Source organism: Actinomycetota bacterium, from assembly GCA_030776625.1.
In the GTDB taxonomy this organism is placed as follows: Bacteria; Actinomycetota; CADDZG01; order CADDZG01; family WHSQ01; genus MB1-2.
In genome coordinates this window covers 422,831-445,387 of sequence record JALYHL010000001.1, presented here as the reverse complement: position 1 = coordinate 445,387, position 22,557 = coordinate 422,831, and the positions used below count along the sequence as shown (strand labels likewise).

The following is a 22,557-nucleotide window of genomic DNA, read 5'->3' as shown; positions in this document are numbered from 1 at the left end:
AGCCATGGATCGCTCGGTCCTCGAGACCAAGGGTGTTGCCGAGCTGAAGGAGATCGCGAAGTCACTGGACATGAAGGTGACCGGGTTGAAGAAGGCAGAGATCATCGACCGGATCTCCGGCGGCGGCAACGGGTCGCCCAAGCCAAACCGGCCGGCGCCACCGGATCCGTCCGCAGGTGCCGGCGAGAGTTCGGCCGCCGCTCCTTCTGAAGCGCAGGCTCCGGTTAGGCGCGAGACCGCGCCGCCCGCACCTACAACGGGCACGAACGGCGCCGAGTCTTCAACGCCCTCGTCGGCCGCGTCGGGCACTCCCGACAACGGCGGGTCGGGCGGCTCGGGGACGGGCGCGGTGCGCGATGAGTCCGCTGTAGACGAGCGTGACCACCGCAACGACGATCGCAACCAGCGCCGCCGGCCGCAACAAGGGGGCCGTGACAACCGCGGCAACCGGCCGCGCGAGAAGGCCGAGCCGCGCGGTGAGGGGCGCGGACGCAGGAGGCGCCGCGGCCGCGGGGGCCAGGGGGGCCCAGGCGGCCCGGGTGGTCCGAACGTCCCGCACTACATGCGAGAGGATCGGTGGGAGGACGCCGAGGCCGAAGACGACCCGAACGCAGAGGTCCGCACCGGGATCCTCGACCTCCTGCCGGAGGGCTACGGGTTCCTGCGGACCAGCGGCTACCTACCCGGCGATAAAGACGTTTACGTCTCCGTGTCGCAAGTCCGCCGGTTCCACCTGCGGAAGGGCGACGAGGTCCAAGGCTCCGTGCGTTCGCCGAAGGAGTCCGAGAAGTACCAGGCTCTCCTCAAGATCCATCAGATCAACGGGCAAGAGCCGGAGCACGCGCAGCGGAGGCCTAGGTTCGCGGACCTGACGCCGCTGTACCCGCAGGACCGTTTGACTCTGGAGCAGCCGGACAGCCCGCGACTCGTGACGGCGCGCATCATCGATCTGATCGCTCCCATCGGCAAGGGTCAGCGCGGAATGATTGTGAGTCCTCCGAAGGCCGGGAAGACGACGGTGATGAAGGAGATCGCGAACGCCGTTCGCACGAACAACCCCGAGACGCACCTGATCGTGTTGCTCGTCGACGAGCGTCCCGAAGAAGTGACTGACATGCAGCGGTCGGTTGACGGTGAAGTCATCTACTCCACGTTCGACCGTCCGTCCGACGACCACATCCAGGTCACGGAGCTGACCCTGGAGCGCGCCAAGCGTCTCGTCGAGATGGGCAAAGACGTGATGATCCTGCTGGATGGGATCACGCGGTTGTCGCGTGCGTACAACCTAGCGACGCCCGCGTCCGGCCGGATCCTCTCGGGTGGTGTGGACTCGACCGCGCTGTACCCGCCCAAGCGCTTCTTCGGTGCGGCCAGGAACATCGAGCACGGCGGCTCTCTCACCATCCTCGCTACCGCTCTGGTCGAAACCGGGTCGCGGATGGACGAGGTCATCTTCGAGGAGTTCAAAGGGACCGGTAACTGGGAGCTCAAGCTCGACCGGAAGCTCTCCGAGAAGCGGATCTTTCCCGCCATCGACATCTCCGCCTCCGGAACGCGGAAGGAGGAGCTGCTGCTCACACCGGAGGAGCTTCAGCTGGTCTGGCGCCTCCGCCGCGTTCTGCACGCGCTTGCCGACGGTGGTGCGCTGGAGCTCCTGATCGACAAGATGAAGGCCACTCAGGGCAACGCGCAGTTCCTGCGCGAGATCGCGAAGGCGCCCGTGAAGGGGGAATAGCCGGTGCTGGGCTTGGGTTGGCCGCAATGGCTGCTTATCATCGGCCTGGTCGGCGGCTTGTGGCTGACTTTTCGGATCATGGCGCGAGCCTCTGTGGCCTACGACAAGGCGCGCCGGGCCCGGGAAGCCAGGGAGCTAGCGCAATCAGAACCGAGAGAGGAATCGACATGAAACAGGGGATCCACCCGGACTTCAAAGAGACGAAGGTCACTTGTTCCTGCGGCAACACCTTCGTGACGCGCAGCGTGAAGGAGGAGCTGCACGTCGAGCTCTGCAACAACTGCCATCCCTTCTACACGGGGAAGCAGAAGCTGGTCGACACCGGGGGCCGCGTCGAGCGCTTCCAGAAGAAGTACGGCAAGAAGCCGACGTCGAACCAGAGCTGATCCGCTAAGTGCCGCCACCCCACGACCACCAACGGCCGTCCATCGGAGGGCAGGCCGTTCTAGAGGGCGTGATGATGCGCGGGCCGGCGTCGTGGTCGGTTGCGTGCCGCCGGCCCGACCAGACGATCGCGGTCGAGCGTCACGACCTGCCGACCCTGGCATCGCGTCATCCGTGGCTGAAGAAGCCGCTCGCGCGGGGTGTGTTGGTTCTCGTGGAGTCGCTGCAGATCGGGATCAAGGCCCTGATGATCTCGGCGAACCACGCGCTCGAGGAGGAAGAGCAGCTCAGCGACAAGCAGCTCGGCTGGACCATGGGGACTGCGATGCTGTTGTTCTCGGCCATCTTCATCGTGTTGCCGGTGTTCGGAACGCGTCTGATCCAGTCGCTGGTCGCGGGGTTCACCGGCGAGTCGAAGCTCGTCTTCAATCTGATCGAGGGCGCGGTCCGTCTCACGATGTTCGTCGGTTACCTGTTCGTGATCGGGCAGTTCAAAGACATCCGACGCGTGTTCCAGTACCACGGCGCTGAGCACAAGACGATCTATGCCTACGAGAACGGCGACGACCTGGACCCCGCGGAGATCGATCGGAAGTACTCGACGCTGCACGTCCGGTGCGGAACGAATTTCCTCTTCATCGTCCTCTTCCTGACGATCCTGGCCCACTTCATCATGGATCTCTTCCTCCCCGAGGCTCTACTGCCGCGGATCGGGATGCGACTCCTGGCCATTCCTGTGTTGGCGGGCGTCTCCTACGAGGCGATCAAGTTGGGATCCAAGAACGAGGACTCGTTGTTCTTCCGCGTATCGATGCTGCCGGGCCTGGCGCTGCAGAAGATCACGACGAAGCCACCGTCGCTGGACCAGATCGAGGTAGCGATCGCGGCGATGCAGGCCGTCGCCAAGGACATCGACGCGCCCGTCGAGGAGGACGCGCCCGAACCGCTGGACTGATCTGTGCGGACCTACCCGCCGGCTATCGGCAGGAGGCCCACTCCGCGTACGACTAGGTAGCTCGCCGTCCAGTAGGGGCTCCCGTCGGAGGTCTTCACCGCCGTCAACGTGAGGGTGCGGGTGCGCTGGCCGCCGACGTCTTGCTCGGCCCCCAGCTCGACGAGCCCGAATCCCGAGCCCTTGGCCTTCTTGATCAAAAAGCGCGGGTCGATGTCGTCGAAGAACTTGTTCTGCTCGGTTCCTGAGGACACCATCTCGACGATCCGGGGGACATCCGGCGACAGGTTCTTCTGGGGGAACTCGTGGAGCCGGTGCCCGTGCGCGTCGCCCGACAGGATCAAGACGGGCGCGCCGAGCGTCTGGAAGAAATCCATCAGCTCGGACCACTCGAAGGTGTACTGGCGGCGCCAGCTCTCGGGGCTCGCGTCGGAGCCGAAGGCCATCGGCGACGAAACCGCCAGCAGGGCCATTCCCTCGGAGACCGCGCCGACCATCGACTCCTTCAGCCACTGCTTCTGCGCATCCCCGAGCTTCGATCGGGTCTCCAGCGGGACGCCGCGCCCCGTTGAGAACCCGCGACAGTCGATCGAGAAGACCGCCACGTCACCGTAGCGGGTTTCGTAGTAGGGGCCCGGGTTCCCGTTCATGTCGTCGTGCGTTCTGACCGTGAAGCGGCGCATGGTGTGGCTGTCGGCGCGGTTGTTGCCGTACTCCGCGTCATCACGGGCGAGTCCCAGGGGCACCTCTCTGGTTAGGCCCGCAAGCGCGGGGTCCAGCAGCATCCGCGTCCAGTGGTCGTGGTAGGTGTCGGGCGCCTGTGCGACGACCTTGCTGAACACGTACCCGAAGTCCCCTTGGTGCAGGTAGAAGTCGGGGAACTTCAACCGCGCGTGCTCGAAGGATTTTTTCGGGGTTGGGTCCCAGCGGGTGCACGAGCCAAACGTGAATCGCACTGGAAGCCCCGCGGCCGGCCCGGTCCTGAAACTCGAGGTAGGTCCGACAACCGTCGCGCCTTTCCGCGTGGCCACCGCGCGCCAGTAGACGACGCTCGACTCGCCGAAGCTCGAGAAGTCGAGACGCCCTTTGACCGCGAGAGCGCGGTTCGTGCGCTTCGTGGTCGTCGTCTGAACCAGCTGCGTGAAGGCGGGGTCGCGCGCGACCTCGAAGCGGATCTCTGCGGGCACCGCCGTCTTCGCCACTGCGGTGGCCGACGACCCGCTGGGCGGCCCCACGAACGAGAAGGTGAGGGCCGGCGGGGTGGTGGAGCCCCTCTCGTCGGAGCGGGCGACGAAGTCCACGACTCTGGCCGCGGCCGACCGCCTGTCGGTCGCGTGCTGGAAGCAGACGCCGAAGGCGCCCTTGGTCCTGATGGCGTCCGGCGCGCTGTCGATCACCTCGAGCGTCCATTTCAACGGCTCGGCCGATCCTGCCGGCCATGCCTTCGCTCGCAGCCTGACGGGGCCACTACCGCGCACCTGGAACCGGATCCGGTAGCGGCGGTTGGCGACGTAGCGCATCTGCTTCGTGCCTATCTTCCGGAGGTCGTGATGGCCACAGCGCCCGATCCTCAGAAGGTTGTCGGGCGAGAGGTATGCGACGTAGTAATCGGCATAGCCGGTGGCGCGAGCAGCTACGCCGATGCGCGCGGTGGCGTTGGTGGTGGAGAGCGTCGTCCGCACGTCGATGTCGGCGACGTCGCGGTCCAGGACCAGTACCGGGTTCGGCCGATACGGGTTGCGGTTCTCCGTCTCGGGCATGCGATAGATGCCGCGACCCGACTCGACCCGCCAGGAACGGCCGTATCTCTGGTTGAACCAGACGCCACCCCACCCATCCCGGTTCCGGCGCTTGAACTCGTCCGCGAACAGAGGCTCGTTCTTGCGGCGGCGGCGAGCGAGAGCCTGCGCGGGAGCGAAACGCGTGGCCGCGGCGCCGACCGCGGCCAGCGTGCCTCGTATGAACGTTCGCCTCGATCTATCCATCGTTGCCCCCAGAAGAGCCGACCTCGCCTCATTGTTCGTCGGTAGCTCGGATGTATCCTTGAGCGAGTCCCGGAGAATACTCAGGCTCCGGCGCGCCCACAGGGGCAGCATCTCAAGAGGAAAGGCCTTATGCACCTACCAGAGGCCCGCCTGAAGGACCTGGAAACCCGCTTCGAGCAAGTCGAGCGCGAGTTGGCGGATCCTTCGCTCGGCGGACGTCCCGACAAGCTGAAGGCGCTGGGCAAGGAGCATGCCGAGCTGAAGCCCACCGTCGAGGCGTGGCGGACCTACCGGCGCGCCTCGGAGGACCTAGACGAAGCCAAGCAGATGCTGGCGGGCGCCTCGGGAGATGAGAAGACCTACATCGAAGAGGAGATCGCCACGCAGCGGGCGACGTTGCGAGCGCTGGAGGAGCAGATCACCGAGGCGCTTCTTCCCAAGGACCCCAACGACGAGCGCGACGTGATCGTCGAGGTCAGAGCGGGGGCCGGCGGAGACGAGGCTGGGCTGTTCGCCGCGGAGCTCTTCCGGATGTACACGCGCTACGCCGAGCGGCACCGGTGGAAGACGGAGGTCCTCTCGTCGAATCCCAGCGGTGTCGGCGGCGTCAAAGAGGTGGTCTTTGCGGTCAAGGGCAAGGGCGCGTACTCACGACTGAAGCACGAGGGCGGCGTGCACCGCGTCCAGCGCGTCCCGGTTACGGAGTCGAGTGGCCGCATCCACACGTCGGCCGCCGGCGTTCTCGTCATGCCCGAAGCGGAAGAGGTAGAGGTCGAGATCAACCCGAACGACCTGCGGATCGACGTCTACCGCTCCAGCGGCCCGGGAGGCCAGTCGGTCAACACCACGGACTCTGCGGTGCGGATCAAACACCTGCCGACGGGCGTCGAGGTCGCCTGTCAGGACGAGAAGTCTCAGTTACAGAACAAAGAGAAGGGCATGCGCATCTTGCGAGCGCGGTTGCTTCAGATCGAACAGGAGAAGCAGCTTGCGGAGCAAGCGGCGGAACGGAAGTCTCAGTACCGAAGCGCCGACCGGTCCGAGCGCATCCGGACGTACAACTTCGCGGAGAACCGCGTGTCTGATCATCGGATCAACTACACCGTTCACCGGCTCGGCGAGATCCTGGAAGGCGACCTGGACGATCTCATCGACCGCCTGGTTGCGGAGGATCGAGCCGCAGGCCTGGAGGATGCCTCCTGACCGACGCGGAGCGGGTCCGGCGGGTCTCGAAGCCGCTTCTCGAGGCCGGGATCCACAACGCGGATCAAGAGGCGCGCTGGTTGATCGAGGCCGCGCCCGACGACGACGCCAGACTGATGGAGCTCGTTCAGAGACGGGTGGCCGGCGAGCCCCTCCAGTACATCACCGGCCTGGCCGGCTTCCGGCACCTCGAGTTGCAGATCGGCCCGGGCGCGCTGGTGCCCCGACCCGAGACCGAGTCGCTCGCGGGCCGCGCGATCGAGGTCCTCCCCCCGAACGGGACCGTCATCGACATCGGCACGGGCGCCGGGCCGATAGCTCTTTCCATCGCGCACGAACGACCAGATGCGCGAGTAGTCGGCACCGACATCTCAGAAGAGGCTTTGGAGTGGGCGCGAAAGAACCGCGACCGGCTCGGCCTCGCGGTCGAGCTGATCGTGTGTGATCTCTTCGAAGGTGTCGCCAACCGGTTGCGTCGCAACGTCGATGTGATCGTTTCGAACCCGCCCTACGTCTCCGAAGCAGAAAGAAGCGCGCTTCCGACCGAGGTCGTCGATCACGAGCCCGGCGTGGCGTTGTTCTCACCGCGCGACGGCCTCGAAGTCTTCGAGCGGATCGCGGTCAGCGCGAAGGGATGGTTGCGCAGCGGCGGCGTCCTCCTCTCGGAGATCGGCGATCGCCAGGCCGACGTCGTCCACCGCGTCTTGGCCCACCTCGGCTACAGCTCTCCGACGATCCGTCCCGACCTGGTGGGACGGCCGCGCATCGCGGAGGCGACGTGGCGACCCTGAACCAGATCGACGAGGCCGTCGCCGCGCTAGAGAGCGGCTCGCTCGTCGTGATCCCTACCGACACCCTGTACGGGGTCGCGGCCCGCGCCGACCTCCCGCATGCGGTCGAGGCCATCTTCGCCGCCAAGGAGCGGCCGAAGGAGCGGGCTTTGCCGGTGCTCGGGGCGAACGTGGCGGCGCTCCGCTCGGTGGCTGCCTTCGACCAGCGCGCTCTGGAGCTGGCGGCGACGTTCTGGCCCGGCCCCCTCACACTGGTCTTGCCGCGCGCTACCGGTTTCGGTTTCGACCTCGGCGGCATCCAGGATGGGAGCGTCGCGGTGCGCGTGCCTGCCTCTCCCCATGCTCTTGCTGTGCTCGAGCGCTCCGGTCCGCTCGCCGTCACGAGCGCAAACATCTCCGGTCAGGCGGCGGCCGTGACCGTCGCCGAAGCGAGAGCCGCTCTCCGAGACAGCGTGGCTGTCTACATCGACGGCGGGCCGGCGGCCGGGGCCCCGTCCACCGTTCTGAGCTTGCTGGGCGAGCCGAAGGTCCTGCGCGCGGGGGGTCTCGCTGCCGATCTAGTGCTCCGAGCAGCCGGGCCGCGCTAGTCCAAGCTAGATCGGCGTGTCTGCCTCACCGATCACCGGACGCTGCGGCCGGACCCGCGCCGGTCTCTCTGCTGGGTCCGTGCTCGGTCCCGTCGCGGAGGAGGCTCACCTTTGCAGGTTGCTCACCGCAAACCGGCTTCGTCGCTAGGCCCGCCCCATCCTGACGTCCCGCGGCGAGCGGTCGTGATGTGAGTGGTTCCTTGCGTTCGTCTTTCTCTCGCACGTTCAACAACTGGTCGCGCGGATCCGGCAACAGGAAGCGGAGCGCGCTCGGGTGTTTGCAGTCATGTAGGACCGTGACCTGGGTCGCGCTGCCCGACGGCAGCGTCCGCCGGTCGAAGAGCTGCTCGATGTAGCTCGAATACGCAACCGACCCCGAGATCGTGAGGCGCAGGCGGGCTCCGCTCGGGACAACGAGATCCGTGGGCAGGAACCGAACGTTCACCTGAAGCGGGCGGTCGGTAGGAGGAGCGACCGCGTTTTCCTGCTCGAACCATCCACGCTGCATCGGCTCGAGGTGCTGGAGCGAGCGAGCGCCGTAGGTCGCCATCGGAGGATCCGGAGCCAGGAGCGGGTTGAAAGGCGAATCACCTCGCTGGTGGCGCATGACCTCGCCGTCGCGGCCGATCACCTCCAGCGCGGCCGTGACGTGGGCATCGGGACGATCCAGAACCACCCACAGATCGAGGATTGGCTGTCCGCTCAGGTGGAGCGGTTCGTTCAGGGGAGCGGTCTCGAACACGATCTGCTGGCCGGGAGCTGCGGGTCCCATGTGAAGCTGCTCGCGGTAGCCGGTCGATCCTTCCGGTGTCGTCACCCCGAGCTTGCCTCCCGGCCCCAGCGCCAGCTGCCCGGGCGGTCCTCCGCTCGTCGGGAATTCCTCCACCGCCCGCCACTGCCCCAGGTTGTCCTGCACCTGGACGTCTGGCCACTTCTCCACCGCTGTGGGAAGGCCCTTCAGATAGCGGTCGAACCACGCCGCCACCATGTCGAACCAATCCGTTCGCTCCCAGTCCGGCTCGATGAAGCCGTGGCTGTCGGGGAACTCGTGGCCCCACACGCCGAAGACGCCCTTGTGCGGGGTGTCCTCGGGAAGTCGGTTGAACCAGCCGGCGAGCGTGATCGGCTGAACGCCGAAGTCGCGCAATCCGTGCACGTACAAGGTCGCCGCTTTCGTCTTCGGCGCTCCGGGCCGGTACTCGCGCTCGCGCCAGTACTCGGTGTAGTCGCCGGTGAAGTTCAGCGACTCACGCATGATGTGTCCCTGGCACTCCACCCTCTCGGGAGTGTGTTGGGGAGCGAAGGTGTTACCCGGCATCACGCTGCCCAAGAGGTAGCTCGTGTTCCCCAGTAGAGGCTGTGTGTACCAGTTGACGCCGTCGAAGAAGTTCCAGTCGTATTGCCCTCCCACCGAAGAGGTCGGCACGATCGCCTTGAGGTACTTCGTGCGTTCCGGGTCGCCGAGTCCCGCCGTCGATATCTGCGTCTCCGCGTCGTAGGAGATCCCGTACATCCCGACCTTGCCGTTCGACCACGGAGCATCGCGGCCGAGGTACTCCACGACGCGCGCCCCGTCCTTTATCTGGTTCGGCCCGGTCTGCTCGAGGCAGCCGCCGGACTCACCCGAGCCGCGCACGTGGTGCTGCGCGACCGCGTAACCGCGCGCGGTGAAGTAGTCGATGAGAAAAGGCCTCTCGTACGCGTACTCCTCTTCGCCCGCGTCGACGTAGGGCGTCATGACCAGGATCGTCGCGACCCTGCCGGGCGGTCTGTTCCCATCCTTCGCTGCGGGCAGCCAGGTTTCGACGTACAGGTCGACCCCGTCGTGAGCTTCGACGTAATGCTGCTGTCGGCTGGGGTCTTTGGACGGCGGCTTTGTTCCATAAAGCGGCTTCGATAACGCTCGCGGCTCGAAGGCGGTGCCGCGGTCGGGTGGAGATTTGGCTTCAGCGGGGGCCGAGACGATGACGGCTGACACAGCGGTCGCCGCGACACATATCGCTCCCGTCACCAGCACCCTCAGCATGATCCCGCGCAACTTCTCTCTAGCCCCCCGCAGCGACTGCCTCGTCATGATCAGTTCGACATCAGCCGTCGGTTCCCCTACCCGCGGCCGTTCCGCCGAAGTGAGCCTGCTGGCCGGCCCCACGATCCTCCGCGAGAGAGCTCTTGCTCGCCGACGTAGTGCTGCGGCCGAACGCGCGCCCGCTAGAGGTCTGATGGCGGGAACGGAACTGGTGTATGCCTCGTCCAACGTTCCGAACGGGCAGGGAAGAGAGGAGTGGTTATGCGCAGGTGGCTGATCGTGGCGGGTGCGCTCTTGCTGCTGGTGATTGGTGCGACGGCGGTGGTCGCTCGCACCGGCAGGGGAGGTGGCGCGATCGACAGCCAGACGTTCCGGTGGACCAACACGCCCGTGTCCACATCGAGCTCGGAGTGGACCACGATCCCGGAGCTGTCGTTGGGGACAGGATGCCAGGAGGACGCTTCGACGACCGCGACGGTGAGCCTCGAGTTGGCAGAGGGCTCCAGCCCAGTTGACGTTCGGGTGGTCATGGATGACCCCCTTGTGGTGTGCGAGGACTGCACCGAGCCAGAAGGCGTGATGCGTCCCGGGGCGGTGCGCTTCCACGGCACGTCGTCTTTCGTCTTCGTGACGCGCCGGGCCGTCGGCGGCCACGGCACCGCCTTCGACGTGCAGTGGAGGCTGGACGGAACCGCACCCGCGCAGGGTTCGGCGACGCTCGAGAGCGGGACCTTGAATCTGCTCTGGGAGGGCCTCGACGGCGTCTGCTACTGACCACCGGCACCCGGCGCGGCGCCGACACATGACTGCAACCTTTCGACGCCTCGGAGGGTCTGTGAGGTGACATGCGGACCAGAGAACGTGATGCAGCGTTCAAGGACTTCTATCGAGTCGAGTCGCCGCGCCTGCTGCGGCTGGCGACGATTACCGGCGAAGCAGACTGGAACGACTTCGTGCGACGCGCCCACTGGTCGCTCTACGCCCGGCGGGCCACCGCCGCCCTCGGTGCCGTCGCGCTCGTGGTCATCGCGGTGTTCGCGGCCGTGACCTTGCGCCCTGCGCCCGACCTCGATCCCGCCCCGCTGTCTCCGGTCGACACTCCGGCCTCACCTCAGCCCGAGGCGACTGCAGCCTCCAAGCAGCAGGTCAAGGTGCCGATGTCGGAGTCCGAACTGTGGTTCGTCATGGACGGGCGCCTGTCGTGGGGAACCACCGCGCTCGGGGGTCGCATCTCGGCGGATCTCGCGGACGACGATGCGATCGCGCAGAAGGCGGCGTTCTGGCTGACGATCCTCGTGGGCGGCCCGACCGGGCCGGACCGAGAGGTAGGCGCGACCACCGCGATTCCGCACAAGACCGAGCTGCTCCACGTAGGGCGCGACGGACGGACGTTGACGGTCGACCTCAGCTCCGGTTTCACCTCGGGTGGAGGCAGTCTCGCGAGACAGCTGCGCGTCGCGCAGGTGATCTACACCGCCACGCAGTTCGAAGGCATCGACGCGGCCCGGATCTTGATCGACGGACAGCAGCTCGAAGCGATCGGCGGTGAACGGCTCGACCACTCCGACCCGCTGACGCGCCGGGACTTCCAGGAGCGGGCCCCCGCGATCGTGGTGGAAGAGCCACGCCCCGAACAGGAGATCGCCGACGGGGCGATCGTGTCAGGGTTCGCGAACGTCTTCGAGGCGAACGTCTCGATCAGGTTGCGGGGCGCCGAGGGAAAGCTGCTGGTAAAGGATTTCACCACCGCCACCTGCGGCAGCGGTTGCTGGGGCGACTTCACCTATGAGCTGGACTTCCAGGTCGAAGCGCCCCAGGAAGGGCGCCTGGAGGTGCTGACCCACTCGGCCGAGGATGGATCCGAGCGCGACGTGATCTCGATCCCCGTGATGCTGGTTCCGTGACCGCTAGCGGACGAGAGAGACCAACCTCGGCGGCTCGAGGATGACCTATACAGACGACTAGAAGGAGATGTCGTAGATCTCCGCGTACTTGTTCTTCAGGTGGTTGAGGAAGGGGTCCGCGCTTAGCGGCGCACCGATAGCGTCCTGCGCGATCTCGGTGCCGGAACCGCAGCCGCCGCGGCTGTAGATCTTCTCCCGCAACCACTCGAGCAGCCGCGACGTATCGCCGTTGCGGAACTCCTGCTCGAGATCACCCAGGTCGCTTCGCGCCTTGTCAAAGAGCGCGGCGGCATACAGCGTTCCGAGCGTGTAGGTGGGGAAGTAGCCGAATCCTCCCGCGGCCCAGTGCATGTCTTGTAAGACGCCATCGGCGTGACTGTCGGGTCGTACGCCCACGTACTTCTCCATCGCGGCTTCGAAGGCGTCGGGAAGGTCCGCAACCGACAGCTGGTCTCGGAACAGAGCCAGCTCCAGCTCGGCGCGCAGCGCGATGTGCAGGTTGTATGTCACCTCGTCCGCCTGCACGCGGATAAGGCTCCTGTCGGGATGGTTGACCCCGCGATAGAACTCGTCCGGGGTCAGTCGCCCGAGCTCCTCTGGGAACCGGTCTTTCAGATGGGGGAGCATGAACTCGACGAACGGCCGCCCGGTGCCGACCTGGATCTCCCAGATCCTCGACTGCGACTCGTGTAGCCCGAGCGACCGCACCTCTCCCGCCGGGAGACCGACCATCTCCTTGGGGATGCCTTGCTCGTACAAGGCGTGGCCGGTCTCGTGGATCGAGGCGCGCACCGACATCATCAATGCCCGCGGCTCGTAGCGCGTGGTCTGACGAACGTCGCCGCGCCCGATGTGGATGGTGAAAGGGTGTGGCGAGACGTCGAACCGTCCCTCTTGCAGGTCGAAGCCGAGCGTTCTGACGAGCCAGTTGCAGAAAGACTGTTGCTTGTCCGGCTCGTACGTCCGCGACAGGAACTCGGGCCGTTCGCCCGCCGCGCCCAGGATCGTCTCTGCCACCGGCTTCAACGCCGGGACCAGGCTGTCGAACAGGGTTTCGACTTCTGCCGTCGTGATACCCGGTTCGTAGTCGTCCAGCAGGGCGTCGTACCTCTCTTGCTCCCAGCCGATCGCGTCCGCCGCCTGCTTCTTCAGCACCACGAGGCGGGCGAGATGCGGCTCGAGGATGGAGAAGTCGTTGGCGGGACGCGCCTGCGTCCACGCCTGGAAGGACAACGCCTCGACCTCGGCAAGCTCACGAACCAGCGCTTCGGGGAGCTTCGTCGCCTTGTCGTAGTCCCGCCTCAGAAGGGCGACCGACGCGCGTTCTATGTCGCCGAGGGACTCGTCAGCTTCGGCCGCGGCGACGAGCTCGCCGGTCTCGGGTGAGGACAGACGGGCATGAGCGAGCCCTTGCAGCGTCGCGATCGCCGATGCCCGAGCGGCTCCGCCGCCCACCGGCATCATGACGTGCTGATCCCACCCCAGCAGGCGCAGGGCGCTGCTTAGATCCGACAGCTCCGCGATGTGCGGGCGCAGCTTCGACCAAGCGTTGCTCATCGCTCCACCCTACTGACCGAGTGTCGGCGACCGGACGGTATACAGGGGCGATGAAGGTGCTGATGGTGTGCACGGGGAACATCTGCCGGTCGCCGATGGCGGAGGTGATGCTTCGAGAGGAGCTGGCGCGCCGCGGGTGCCGTGACATCGAGGTTGCCTCTGCGGGCACCTGGGCCGGCTTCGGGAACCCGGCGCAGCCCGAGGCTTTGGAGGTCCTTAGGGACCGGGGGATCGAGTTCGACGACCACCGCTCCCGTCCCGTCGACCCCGCGGAGCTGGCGGAGGCGGATCTGGTCGTCGCCATGACGAGCGTGCATGCACGGGAGCTCCGCGAGGTCGCGAAGGACGTCGGAACCAAGATGATCCTCATGAAGGAGCTCGCGGAGATGGAGGTCGAGGAATGCCCCTCGACGGAGGCGACGGCCCGCTTGCAGACGTTGCTGCGTGCCGGTCGGCCGGAACCGCGCCGGGCGCTCGACCTCGACGACCCGATGGGCCTGCCGGTCTTCGCCTACGAGCGAGCCGCGGGAGAGATCGAGATCGGCGTCCGCAGACTGGCGGATCTGCTGTGCGGGTCGGGGGTCTAGGTCCACCCGTTCCTCGCCGGATACCGCAGGTCGCGAAGGGTCCATGGATATGCTGCGTAGGTGCCCCGACGCGTAGATCACCGTGACGCCAGAACGCCCCTGCATCACCGATGGCTGCGTTCCTCGTCGGTTACATACCCTGCGGGTATGCGCCCTCCTCGCGCCTTGCCCTCGGCGCGCAGTGTCGCTCTGGACATTCACGCTGCTTACGCGACGGGACACTGGTGAGGATCGCCCTCGGAGCCGACCATGCCGGATACCGGCTGAAGGTGGCCGTCGCTAAGCATCTCGTCGATCTCGGCCACGACATCGTCGACCTCGGCACCGACTCGGAAGAGGCGGTCGACTACCCGCCTTACTGCGCCGCGGTGGGACGGGCGGTCGTGAACGCGGAAGCCGACCTCGGCGTCGTCATGGGCGGCAGCGGCCAGGGCGAGCAGATCGCGGCCAACAAGGTCCATGGCGTCCGCGCCGCGCTGTGTCTGGACGAGTTCACGGCGCGGCTGGCAAGACAGCACAATGACGCGAACGTCTTGTCTCTCGGCGGAAGGATCGTTGCCGAGCACATGGCGTGCGCGATCCTGGACGTCTTCCTCACGACCGAGTTCGAGTCCGGACGCCACGACCGGCGCCTTGCCCTGATCGCGGAGATAGAGAAAGAGGAATGTCGATGAGCAACCCTGGGTGGAGCGACTGGGCCGCGGTCGAGAAGATCGATCCCGAGCTGGCGGATGCCGTGATGGACGAGGTCCACCGCGAGAACTCGAAGATCGAGCTGATCGCATCGGAGAACTTCTCGTCTCCCGCCGTGCTGGCGGCGCTGGGGACCCCGCTCACGAACAAATACGCGGAGGGGTATCCCGGCAAGCGCTATTACGGCGGCTGCGAGCATGTCGACGTCGCCGAGAACCTGGCGATCGAGCGGGCGAAGGCGCTGTTTGGGGCGGATCACGTGAACGTGCAGCCGCATGCCGGTGCACAAGCGAACGCAGCTGCGTACTTCGCTTTCCTACAGCCGGGTGACACCTTCATGGGGATGGATCTGGCCATGGGCGGCCACCTGACCCACGGGTCGCGCGTCAACTTCACGGGCAAGCTCTTCAAGGTGGTGTCATACGGCGTGCGCGAGTCGGACGAGCGGATCGACCTCGACGAGGTGCGTGACATCGCGCTCCGCGAGAAGCCGAAGTTGATCGTCGCGGGCGCGACCGCCTACTCGCGGATCTGGGACTTCCCCGCGTTCCGCTCGATCGCCGACGAGGTCGGCGCGATATTCCTCGTCGATGCGGCGCACTTCATCGGCCTCGTTGCGGGTGGGGTGCACCCGAACCCGGTGGAGCACGCGGACGTGGTCACCTGCACCACGCACAAGACGCTGCGCGGCCCCCGCGGCGCCATGATCATGTGCAAGGAAGAGCACGCGTCGGTGATCGACAAGAGCGTGTTCCCGGGCTGGCAGGGCGGCCCGATGATGCACGTCATCGCGGCGAAAGCCGTCGCTTTCAAGGAAGCCGCCGGAGACGGCTTCCGCGCCTACGCCGAACAGGTGGTGGCGAACGCGCGCGCGATGGCCGACGCGCTCAACGAACACGGCCTCCGGATCGTCTCTGGAGGTACGGACAACCATCTGATGCTCGTCGATCTTCGCCCGGTGGGGCTGACGGGCAAGGAGGCAGAGGCTCGTTTGGACGCGGTCGGCATCACCGTCAACAAGAACGCGATCCCGTACGACCCCGAGAAGCCCTTCATCGCGTCGGGCCTCCGCATCGGCACGCCCGCCGCCACGACGACGGGGATGAAGGAGGAAGAGGTCCGCGAGGTGGCGCGGCTGATCGCTACGACATTGAAGGACGACTCCGCGCAGGTCCGCGCCGACGTCGCCGCCAGGGTCAAGGAGCTGACCAACCGGTTCCGTCCCTACCCGGACGTGGTGTAAGGAGCGGCTGGTTTGAGGCCTTACCTGACCGTTGGACTGGTCGCCTTCTTCGTCTCTTTCTTCACGACGCCGCTCGTGTGCCGGCTGTCGACGAAGCTGGGTGCGATCGACCGCCCGAACGACCGCAAGGTCCACGCGCATCCCACACCCACGCTGGGCGGGATCGCGATGTTCCTCGGCATCATGGCCGCTGGGGCCATAGCTTCGCGGCTTCCGTTCTTCGAAGGCATCTTCAGCCAGACGTCACAGATGCTGGGGATCCTCGGCGGGGGAGTCGTGATCTTCCTTCTCGGGATGGTCGACGACCTGAGGGATCTCCCCGCCCCCGTCAAGCTCGCGGGACAGGTGTTTGCCTCCGGGATGTTGTTCCTCGCGGGGGTGAAGATGCAGTACGTCTTGCTGCCGAGTGGAACCTTCGTCCCTCTGAGCGACGATGTGTCGTTCCTGGTCACCGTCGGGTGGCTTGTCGCGATGATCAACGCGGTCAACCTGATCGACGGTTTGGACGGTTTGGCCGCCGGGCTCGTCGCGATCGCGGCCTCGGCGTTCTTCGTCTACACCTACCAGCTGAGCGTCACGCAAGGCGAGAGCCTGGCCGCTCTGGCGGCGCCGCCTCCGTTGCTTGCGATAGCTCTTGTCGGAGCAACACTGGGATTCCTGCGCTACAACTTCCACCCCGCGAGGATCTTCATGGGTGACTCCGGAAGCATGCTGCTCGGGCTCGTCCTCGGCGGCGCGACCGTCGTGGGCATCACCAACACCTCGTTCATCTCGACACTGGCGCAGACGTCAACGCCGCAGGTCTTCTTGGCTTATTCGCCGCTCTTGATCCCACTGCTCGTGCTCGCATTACCGTTGGCCGACGCCGTGCTGGCCGTGGTGCGGCGGGCGCGCAGGCGCACGAGCGTCTTCCACGCGGACAAAGAGCACCTGCATCACCGGCTCATGGACCTGGGGCACGGGCATCGTCAAGCCGTAGTCGTCATGTACATCTGGTCTGCGCTGGCCGCGGGCGCCGGCCTCGCCTTCACCTTCTTCGACCGCAACGACGTCATCTTCTCGCTGCCGGTGTTGGTCGCCGCGATCGTGCTCTACACCTTGTTCCCGTTGCTTACGAAGGTGATCCAGGAGCGGATCGCGCCCTAGCGGCGTCTAGGTCGAGTTGCCGACCGGTGCGCGGGAAATCAAGCATCCGCGGACACCGCGCAGCGTCATCCGAGCGACGGCGTGGTTTGCGCGCGAGGCCCGCGTGCGGTAGCTTGTGAAAAGTTTCACAAGGTCGTTTCGTGGGTTAAGGTGCATCCTTCGTGAGCCAGTTTCCCCGACGGCGGCAGGGTCCCGGCTCCTCACGGGGTCGGGGTTCAGACATGGCGAAGGGGATGTCGCAGGCGTCCCAAGGACTGTCGGTCGCCTTCGGATTCGTGCTCGTGGTGCTGGTCTTTTGGTTCGGGGGCCGGGCACTCGATGGCTGGCTCGGCACAGAGCCTTGGCTCCAGATCTTCGGGGCGATCGTCGGTTGGGCGCTCGGCGTGGTGACCGTCTTCTACGCGGTGCGTCACAGGCAGTAACGGGAGGGGCAGAACTCAGTGGTCGAGCTGCAGATGGTCCGGAGGATGATCGTCCGGAGTGTCGTCGTGGCTCCCGTGCTCATCGCGGCTCTGTGGATCTGGAACGGCCCTAACTACGCCCTCTCCGGCGCGATCGGGCTTGGCATGACCCTGATCAACCTGTTGTTCGCGGCGCGCGTCATCGGCGGCGTTGCGGAGACGTCACCGCGGCTCCTGTTGCCGGCGGCCATGGTCGCCTTCACCATCGGCCTCGCGATCCTCACCGGTCTCTCCTTCGCGCTGAAGGCCACCGACATCGTCTACTTCCCGGTCACGGGCCTGACACTGGTCGGATCGCACCTCCTGCTCGTGCTGTGGGAGGGCGCCGGCGCGTACAAGGTCCAGCCGAACCAGCCACAACCCCAACCACAGAAGACATAGGAGAAGGAGCGGCGATGGTTCTTGCGTTGGAACTGGATATCAACCACCTGTTCTTCTGGGATCCCCTCCTGTTCGAGGGAACGCCCTACGCTCTGAACCGCGTCGGGATCCTGACGCTGCTCGCGGCGGCCTTGTGCATCGGCTTCTTCCTCTATGGCGCGGCCAAGAAGGCGCTGGTGCCGAAGGGCGCGAGCAACCTCGCCGAGACCCTGTACCTCTTCGTTCGGAACAACATCGCGATCGACGTGATCGGCCCGGAGGGCGCGAAGTACGCCGGCTACCTCGCGTCGGTCTTCTTCTTTATCTTGTTCTCGAACGTCCTCGCGATCCTGCCGGGGATCCACTTCGCCCCCACCTCGAGGATGGCGATCCCGTTCATGCTGGCGATCCTGACCTGGATCATCTTCAACGTCGTGGGCCTCGTTAAGCAGGGGCCGGGCCACTACCTCAAGGGCACCCTGTTCCCGCCCGGCGTGCCTAAGCCCGTCTACATCTTGCTGACGCCTATCGAGTTCTTCTCGGTGTTCGTCGTCCGCCCGCTGACCCTGATGGTCCGGTTGCTCGCGAACATGATGGCCGGCCACGTCCTTTTGACGATCTTCTTCTTGTTCACGCACGAGTTCCTCGTCACCAACATCGGCCCAACCGCGCCGCTCGGGCTCGTCACACTGGCGGTCGCTACCGCGCTGATGATGCTCGAGATGCTGGTCGTGGTGATGCAGGCCTACATCTTCACGATGTTGTCGGCGTTCTACATCGCCGAGGCGATCCACGGCCACGGCGCCGAAGACCACCTCACGCACGACGAGACCGCTCACGAAACACCTCAGGAAGACAGACGACCGGCACTAGAAGGCGTAGCCGCTTAAGCGGCCCGCACCGAAACAGGAGGGAGCAGAGAGATGACCAGCGAGATCTTCCAGTTGGCCCAGGAAGCGGGAGGGGTCACCGACGAGGGACTGAGGTCCGTCGCACACGGGCTGGTGTATGGGTTGGCCGCTATCGGCCCCGGCATCGGCATCGGGCTCGTCTTCGCCAGCGCCATCGAGGCCATGGCCCGACAGCCCGAGACGGCAGGCGAAACGCGGACCACGATGTTCCTCGGGTTCGCGCTGATCGAGGCACTTGCCCTGTTCGGTTTCGTTCTCGCATTCATCCTCTAGTAGGCGGGAGATCGACTGATGACATACGTAGGCAAGGTCCTCCTGGCCGCAGCCGAGGGAGCCGAGGAGCCGTCGGGAACCGACCTGATCCTGCCGGCGATCGACGAGCTGATCTGGGGCGCCGTTGCGTTCTCGATCGTGCTCTTCGTCCTCAACAAGTTCGCGTTCCCGAAGCTGCGTGAAGCCGTAGAGGCCCGCGAGAAGCAGATCCAGTCCGACCTCGAGGCCGCCGAACGCGCCAAGACGGAGGCCGAGAGCGAGAAGCGTCAATACCAGCAGCAGATCGCCGACTCGCGCGGCGAGGCCAACCGCATCGTCGAAGAGGCGCGCCAGCAGGCCGAGCAGGTGCGCAAGGATCTAATCGCCAAGGCCCAGGCCGAGGCGGAAGCGATCACCACTCGGGCTCAGGAGTCGATCGCCGCCGAGCGCGCCAGCACGATGCAAGAGCTGCAGTCAACCGTCGCCGCTCTTTCCATCCAGCTGGCCGAGAAGGTGGTCGGCCGGTCGATCGATGCGAATGCACAGAAAGAGATGGTCGACGCCTACATCCGTGACGTCGCCGGGATGGGGAACGGGAGCAGTAACTAGTGGCGAACGTGATGTCGCAGGAGCTCATCCAGGGTTACGCCAACGCGCTGTTCCAGGTCGTGCAGGCGGAGGGCGAGCTGGAACGTGTCGAGGACGAGCTCTACCGCTTCGGCAAGCTGCTGGAGACCAACAACGAGCTGAAGCAGGTTTTGAGCGACCAAGCGATCGACACCGACCAGCGCAAGAAGGTCCTGAACGAGCTGCTCGACAGCAAGGTCTCGGCGCACACGCTGGGGCTGCTCGGCTTCGTCGTCGAGCAGGGACGCGCCCGGCAGTTGCCACAGATCCTTAGCGAGCTCAGCGATCTGGCCGCCGCTGCGCGCGATTCGGTCGTCGCGGAGGTCCGCAGCGCCATCCCGCTGGATGACCAGCAGAAGACCAGCCTGGCGCAAGCTCTGTCCAAGACGACGGGCAAGAAGGTCGAACTCAAGGTCATCGTGGATCCCGAGGTCCTGGGAGGGGTCGTCGCCAAGGTCGGGGACACGGTCATCGACGGCACCGTTCGGCGCCGTCTCGAGCAACTGAAGGAGCAGGTGAGGAGTTAAGTGTCTCAACGCGAGCTCAACATCGACGCATCGGAGATCTCTGCGGTTCTCCAGCGCTACGTCACCGACTTCCAGCCCTCGGTTCAGAAGGAAGAGGTCGGCCGCGTCAATGAAGTAGGAGACGGCATCGCTCGTGTCACCGGTCTTCCCGGCGTCATGGCCAACGAGATGCTGGAATTCCCCGGGGGGATCATCGGTCTCGCCATGAACCTCGACGAGGACGAGATCGGTTGCGTCATCCTCGGGGAGGCCTCGCACATCGAAGAGGGCAACCCGGTCAAGCAGACGGGCCGCATCCTCTCGGTCGGTGTCGGCGACGGCCTGTTGGGCCGCGTCGTGAACGCTCTCGGCGAACCCATCGACGGCAAGGGGCCGATCCAATACGAGACCACTCGCGCCCTCGAGGTTCAGGCGCCCGGCGTGACCGCCCGCCAGCCCGTGAGCGAGCCCCTTCAGACGGGGATCAAGGCGATCGACGGCATGATTCCGGTCGGCCGGGGCCAACGCGAGCTGATCATCGGCGACCGCCAGACCGGCAAGACCGCGATCGCCATCGACGCGATCATCAACCAGCGCCAGCTCTGGGGCACGGACCAAGCCGTGAAGTGCATCTACGTTGCCGTGGGTCAGAAAGCCTCGACGGTGGCAGAGGTCGTTGCAGCTCTGGAGTCACGCGGTGCCCTGGAGTACACGGTGGTCGTGAACGCTCCCGCGTCGGATCCCGCGCCCTTCCAGTACCTGGCCCCCTTCTCAGGTTGCGCAATGGGACAGCACTGGATGGAGAACGGCCAGCACGCGCTGATCATCTACGACGACCTCTCCAAGCAGGCGATCGCGTATCGTCAGCTGTCGCTGCTACTTCGTCGTCCGCCGGGCCGCGAGGCTTATCCAGGCGACGTCTTCTACCTCCACTCCCGGTTGCTGGAGCGTGCCGCGAAGCTGTCGGACGAGAACGGCGGGGGTTCCCTGACGGCTCTCCCGATCATCGAGACCAAGGGCGGAGACGTTTCCGCCTACATCCCCACGAACGTCATCTCGATCACCGACGGTCAGATCTTCCTGGAGTCGGACCTCTTCTTCTCCGGTGTACGTCCCGCGATCAACGTCGGTATCTCGGTCTCCCGAGTGGGCGGTAACGCGCAGATCAAGGCGATGAAGCAGGTCGCCGGTCGCCTCCGTTTGGACCTCGCGCAGTTCCGTGAGCTCGAGGCCTTCGCCGAGTTCGGCTCGGACCTAGACAAGGCCTCCCAAGCCCAGCTGGACCGCGGAGCCCGCGTGGTCGAGGTGCTCAAGCAGCGTCAGTACACGCCGTACCCTGTCGAGGACCAGGTCATCTCGATCTGGGCCGTCACCAATGGCTACATGGACGACGTTCCTCTCGGCAAGGTCAACGACTTCGAGCAGCGGCTGATCGAGCAAGTGAAGTCGCGTCACTCGGGGATCGGCCAGACCATCGTGTCGACCGGGAAGCTCGACGATGACACCACTGCCCAGCTGAAGTCGGCGGTCGAAGACTTCAAGGCCTCCTGGACCGACAGCGAGGAGACCGTCGAGACGACCGCCGCGGCCGAGGGAGCTCCGGAGACGAACAGCCCCGTGGTGGACGCGGCCGCGGTGGGTTCGGGCGGCGGAGCGCCGACCAACACCACCACGCCGTCGGACGCAACCCAGTCCACCGGCCCCTCCGCTACCGGTAGCTAGATGGCGCAGCAGCTTCGGGCGGTCAAGCGCAGGATCGGGTCGGTCAAGTCGACCCAGAAGATCACGCGCGCCATGGAGCTCATCGCCTCGTCGCGCATCATCAAGGCACAACGTCGCGTGGAGGCGGCTCGTCCCTACGCCGAGCAACTGCGCAATCTGATGGCTTCGGTGACACGCAACGCGGGCAACATCGACCATCCGCTGCTCAGGCAGCGCGAGGGCTCCAGCCGGATCGGGATGATCGTCATCACCGCCGACCGGGGGTTGGCAGGGGCGTACAACTCCAACGTCATCCGCGCGGCCGAGCGGGACATGGCCGACCATGACGACACCAAGCTGTTCCTGTCAGGCAAGAAGGCGATCTCTTACTTCAAGTTCCGGGGCTACGACTTCTCGGACGCGTGGGAGGGCTATTCGGACCAGCCGAAGATCGACAACGCTCGCACGGTCGCTCGCGCGGCCGTAGAGGCGTTCGCCAAGGGCGAGATCGACGAGGTCCGCCTCGCCTACACGCAGTTCCAGTCTGTGGTGATCCAGAGACCGGTGGTCGTGAAGCTGCTGCCAGCCTCGACCGAGGACGTGACGGACGGTCCAGAAGAAACGAAGCGAGCGAACTACGTCTTCGAGCCGGAGCCCGCGGACATCCTGGGCCTCCTGCTTCCGCGCTACGTCGAGGGCGCCGTGCTTCAGGCGATGCTCGAGGCGGCAGCGTCGGAGCACGCCGCTCGACGCCGGGCCATGAAGGCCGCGACGGACAACGCCGACGAGCTGATCGAAGGGCTCACGCGGGTCTACAACCAGGCGCGCCAGGCGGAGATCACCACGGAGATCATGGAGGTCATCGGTGGCGCGGAGGCGCTCTCCGGAGGCCGCGTGGACAAAGGAACCCAAGTACACCGCGCAGCATTCAACGCTGACTGATCAA

The 22,557-nt window shown here is 65.8% G+C and carries 23 protein-coding genes; 20 read left to right on the top strand and 3 right to left on the bottom strand.

Annotated elements, in window-relative coordinates; genetic code table 11:
• Positions 1-4: 4 nt before the first annotated feature.
• The 3 genes from rho (at position 5) to M3N53_02175 (ending at position 3,074) form a co-directional block, all read left to right on the top strand.
• On the top strand, positions 5-1,735 hold the full coding sequence (rho, locus tag M3N53_02185; GenBank protein ID MDP9067142.1) for a transcription termination factor Rho: 1,731 nt from the start codon (positions 5-7) through the stop codon (positions 1,733-1,735).
• 167 nt (positions 1,736-1,902) lie between these two features.
• On the top strand, positions 1,903-2,121 hold the full coding sequence (gene rpmE, locus M3N53_02180; protein ID MDP9067141.1) for a 50S ribosomal protein L31: 219 nt from the start codon (positions 1,903-1,905) through the stop codon (positions 2,119-2,121).
• Between the two features lie 71 nt (positions 2,122-2,192).
• Positions 2,193-3,074: a DUF1385 domain-containing protein gene (locus tag M3N53_02175; GenBank protein ID MDP9067140.1), complete on the top strand. Its 882-nt coding sequence runs from the start codon at positions 2,193-2,195 to the stop codon at positions 3,072-3,074.
• 11 nt (positions 3,075-3,085) lie between these two features.
• Here the strand turns inward: M3N53_02175 and M3N53_02170 are convergent, their stop codons facing one another.
• Complete coding sequence (locus M3N53_02170; protein ID MDP9067139.1) at positions 3,086-5,056, bottom strand: hypothetical protein; 1,971 nt, start codon at positions 5,054-5,056, stop codon at positions 3,086-3,088.
• A gap of 129 nt (positions 5,057-5,185) precedes the next feature.
• Here M3N53_02170 and prfA point away from each other — a divergent pair, with 129 nt between their 5' ends.
• From prfA to M3N53_02155, 3 genes are all read left to right on the top strand, one after another.
• Positions 5,186-6,259, top strand: a complete 1,074-nt coding sequence (gene prfA, locus M3N53_02165; protein ID MDP9067138.1) for a peptide chain release factor 1 — start codon at positions 5,186-5,188, stop codon at positions 6,257-6,259.
• 80 nt (positions 6,260-6,339) lie between these two features.
• Positions 6,340-7,050 (top strand): peptide chain release factor N(5)-glutamine methyltransferase, encoded by a 711-nt coding sequence (prmC, locus tag M3N53_02160; protein ID MDP9067137.1) that lies wholly within the window; start codon positions 6,340-6,342, stop codon positions 7,048-7,050.
• Positions 7,038-7,637, top strand: a complete 600-nt coding sequence (locus tag M3N53_02155) for an L-threonylcarbamoyladenylate synthase (protein ID MDP9067136.1) — start codon at positions 7,038-7,040, stop codon at positions 7,635-7,637. Before prmC ends, M3N53_02155 begins: the two co-directional genes overlap by 13 nt.
• Before the next feature lie 25 nt (positions 7,638-7,662).
• On the opposite strand, the gene M3N53_02150 is transcribed toward M3N53_02155, so the two are convergent.
• A complete protein-coding gene (locus M3N53_02150; protein MDP9067135.1) occupies positions 7,663-9,711 on the bottom strand; it encodes a CocE/NonD family hydrolase in 2,049 nt (682 codons plus the stop codon).
• A gap of 213 nt (positions 9,712-9,924) precedes the next feature.
• On the opposite strand from M3N53_02150, the gene M3N53_02145 reads away from it, so the two are divergent.
• Both M3N53_02145 and M3N53_02140 read left to right on the top strand, forming a co-directional pair.
• Entirely contained in the window at positions 9,925-10,437 is a 513-nt protein-coding gene (locus M3N53_02145) for a hypothetical protein (protein ID MDP9067134.1), read from the top strand.
• 71 nt (positions 10,438-10,508) lie between these two features.
• Positions 10,509-11,567, top strand: coding sequence for a GerMN domain-containing protein (locus M3N53_02140; GenBank protein MDP9067133.1), 1,059 nt, complete (start codon positions 10,509-10,511; stop codon positions 11,565-11,567).
• Positions 11,568-11,624: 57 nt separating this feature from the next.
• Here M3N53_02140 and M3N53_02135 read toward each other — a convergent pair whose 3' ends face one another.
• Positions 11,625-13,124, bottom strand: coding sequence for a carboxypeptidase M32 (locus tag M3N53_02135; protein MDP9067132.1), 1,500 nt, complete (start codon positions 13,122-13,124; stop codon positions 11,625-11,627).
• Between the two features lie 50 nt (positions 13,125-13,174).
• On the opposite strand from M3N53_02135, the gene M3N53_02130 reads away from it, so the two are divergent.
• The 12 genes from M3N53_02130 (at position 13,175) to M3N53_02075 (ending at position 22,553) form a co-directional block, all read left to right on the top strand.
• On the top strand, positions 13,175-13,711 hold the full coding sequence (locus M3N53_02130) for a low molecular weight phosphotyrosine protein phosphatase (protein ID MDP9067131.1): 537 nt from the start codon (positions 13,175-13,177) through the stop codon (positions 13,709-13,711).
• Positions 13,712-13,935: 224 nt separating this feature from the next.
• On the top strand, positions 13,936-14,385 hold the full coding sequence (rpiB, locus tag M3N53_02125; protein ID MDP9067130.1) for a ribose 5-phosphate isomerase B: 450 nt from the start codon (positions 13,936-13,938) through the stop codon (positions 14,383-14,385).
• 65 nt (positions 14,386-14,450) lie between these two features.
• Positions 14,451-15,647 (top strand): serine hydroxymethyltransferase, encoded by a 1,197-nt coding sequence (locus tag M3N53_02120; GenBank protein ID MDP9067129.1) that lies wholly within the window; start codon positions 14,451-14,453, stop codon positions 15,645-15,647.
• A 12-nt stretch (positions 15,648-15,659) separates the two neighbouring features.
• Complete coding sequence (locus M3N53_02115; GenBank protein MDP9067128.1) at positions 15,660-16,793, top strand: undecaprenyl/decaprenyl-phosphate alpha-N-acetylglucosaminyl 1-phosphate transferase; 1,134 nt, start codon at positions 15,660-15,662, stop codon at positions 16,791-16,793.
• Between the two features lie 221 nt (positions 16,794-17,014).
• A complete protein-coding gene (locus tag M3N53_02110; GenBank protein MDP9067127.1) occupies positions 17,015-17,215 on the top strand; it encodes an AtpZ/AtpI family protein in 201 nt (66 codons plus the stop codon).
• 18 nt (positions 17,216-17,233) lie between these two features.
• A complete protein-coding gene (locus M3N53_02105) occupies positions 17,234-17,635 on the top strand; it encodes a hypothetical protein (protein MDP9067126.1) in 402 nt (133 codons plus the stop codon).
• Positions 17,636-17,649: 14 nt separating this feature from the next.
• A complete protein-coding gene (gene atpB / locus M3N53_02100; protein ID MDP9067125.1) occupies positions 17,650-18,504 on the top strand; it encodes a F0F1 ATP synthase subunit A in 855 nt (284 codons plus the stop codon).
• 33 nt (positions 18,505-18,537) lie between these two features.
• Positions 18,538-18,798 carry an ATP synthase F0 subunit C gene (atpE, locus tag M3N53_02095; protein MDP9067124.1) on the top strand — a complete coding sequence of 87 codons (261 nt, stop codon included), beginning with the start codon at positions 18,538-18,540 and terminating at the stop codon, positions 18,796-18,798.
• An 18-nt stretch (positions 18,799-18,816) separates the two neighbouring features.
• Positions 18,817-19,386, top strand: coding sequence for a F0F1 ATP synthase subunit B (gene atpF / locus M3N53_02090; protein MDP9067123.1), 570 nt, complete (start codon positions 18,817-18,819; stop codon positions 19,384-19,386).
• Positions 19,386-19,931 (top strand): ATP synthase F1 subunit delta, encoded by a 546-nt coding sequence (gene atpH / locus M3N53_02085; GenBank protein MDP9067122.1) that lies wholly within the window; start codon positions 19,386-19,388, stop codon positions 19,929-19,931. Before atpF ends, atpH begins: the two co-directional genes overlap by 1 nt.
• Positions 19,932-21,632, top strand: a complete 1,701-nt coding sequence (gene atpA, locus M3N53_02080) for a F0F1 ATP synthase subunit alpha (GenBank protein ID MDP9067121.1) — start codon at positions 19,932-19,934, stop codon at positions 21,630-21,632. It begins immediately after the preceding gene.
• Positions 21,633-22,553 carry a F0F1 ATP synthase subunit gamma gene (locus tag M3N53_02075; GenBank protein MDP9067120.1) on the top strand — a complete coding sequence of 307 codons (921 nt, stop codon included), beginning with the start codon at positions 21,633-21,635 and terminating at the stop codon, positions 22,551-22,553.
• The last annotated feature ends 4 nt before the right edge of the window (positions 22,554-22,557 follow it).

Excerpts from the sequence above, each read along its gene's own strand:
- M3N53_02120 (MDP9067129.1), top strand. The coding sequence starts at position 14,451 with ATGGACGAGGTCCACCGCGAGAACTCGAAGATCGAGCTGATCGCATCG.
- rho (MDP9067142.1), top strand. The coding sequence starts at position 5 with ATGGATCGCTCGGTCCTCGAGACCAAGGGTGTTGCCGAGCTGAAGGAG.
- M3N53_02075 (MDP9067120.1), top strand. The coding sequence starts at position 21,633 with ATGGCGCAGCAGCTTCGGGCGGTCAAGCGCAGGATCGGGTCGGTCAAG.
- M3N53_02140 (MDP9067133.1), top strand. The coding sequence starts at position 10,509 with ATGCGGACCAGAGAACGTGATGCAGCGTTCAAGGACTTCTATCGAGTC.
- M3N53_02110 (MDP9067127.1), top strand. The coding sequence starts at position 17,015 with ATGGCGAAGGGGATGTCGCAGGCGTCCCAAGGACTGTCGGTCGCCTTC.
- atpF (MDP9067123.1), top strand. The coding sequence starts at position 18,817 with ATGACATACGTAGGCAAGGTCCTCCTGGCCGCAGCCGAGGGAGCCGAG.
- M3N53_02175 (MDP9067140.1), top strand. The coding sequence starts at position 2,193 with ATGATGCGCGGGCCGGCGTCGTGGTCGGTTGCGTGCCGCCGGCCCGAC.
- atpE (MDP9067124.1), top strand. The coding sequence starts at position 18,538 with ATGACCAGCGAGATCTTCCAGTTGGCCCAGGAAGCGGGAGGGGTCACC.
- M3N53_02145 (MDP9067134.1), top strand. The coding sequence starts at position 9,925 with ATGCGCAGGTGGCTGATCGTGGCGGGTGCGCTCTTGCTGCTGGTGATT.
- M3N53_02135 (MDP9067132.1), bottom strand. The coding sequence starts at position 13,124 with ATGAGCAACGCTTGGTCGAAGCTGCGCCCGCACATCGCGGAGCTGTCG.
- M3N53_02150 (MDP9067135.1), bottom strand. The coding sequence starts at position 9,711 with ATGACGAGGCAGTCGCTGCGGGGGGCTAGAGAGAAGTTGCGCGGGATC.
- rpmE (MDP9067141.1), top strand. The coding sequence starts at position 1,903 with ATGAAACAGGGGATCCACCCGGACTTCAAAGAGACGAAGGTCACTTGT.
- atpB (MDP9067125.1), top strand. The coding sequence starts at position 17,650 with ATGGTTCTTGCGTTGGAACTGGATATCAACCACCTGTTCTTCTGGGAT.
- prfA (MDP9067138.1), top strand. The coding sequence starts at position 5,186 with ATGCACCTACCAGAGGCCCGCCTGAAGGACCTGGAAACCCGCTTCGAG.
- M3N53_02170 (MDP9067139.1), bottom strand. The coding sequence starts at position 5,056 with ATGGATAGATCGAGGCGAACGTTCATACGAGGCACGCTGGCCGCGGTC.
- M3N53_02130 (MDP9067131.1), top strand. The coding sequence starts at position 13,175 with ATGAAGGTGCTGATGGTGTGCACGGGGAACATCTGCCGGTCGCCGATG.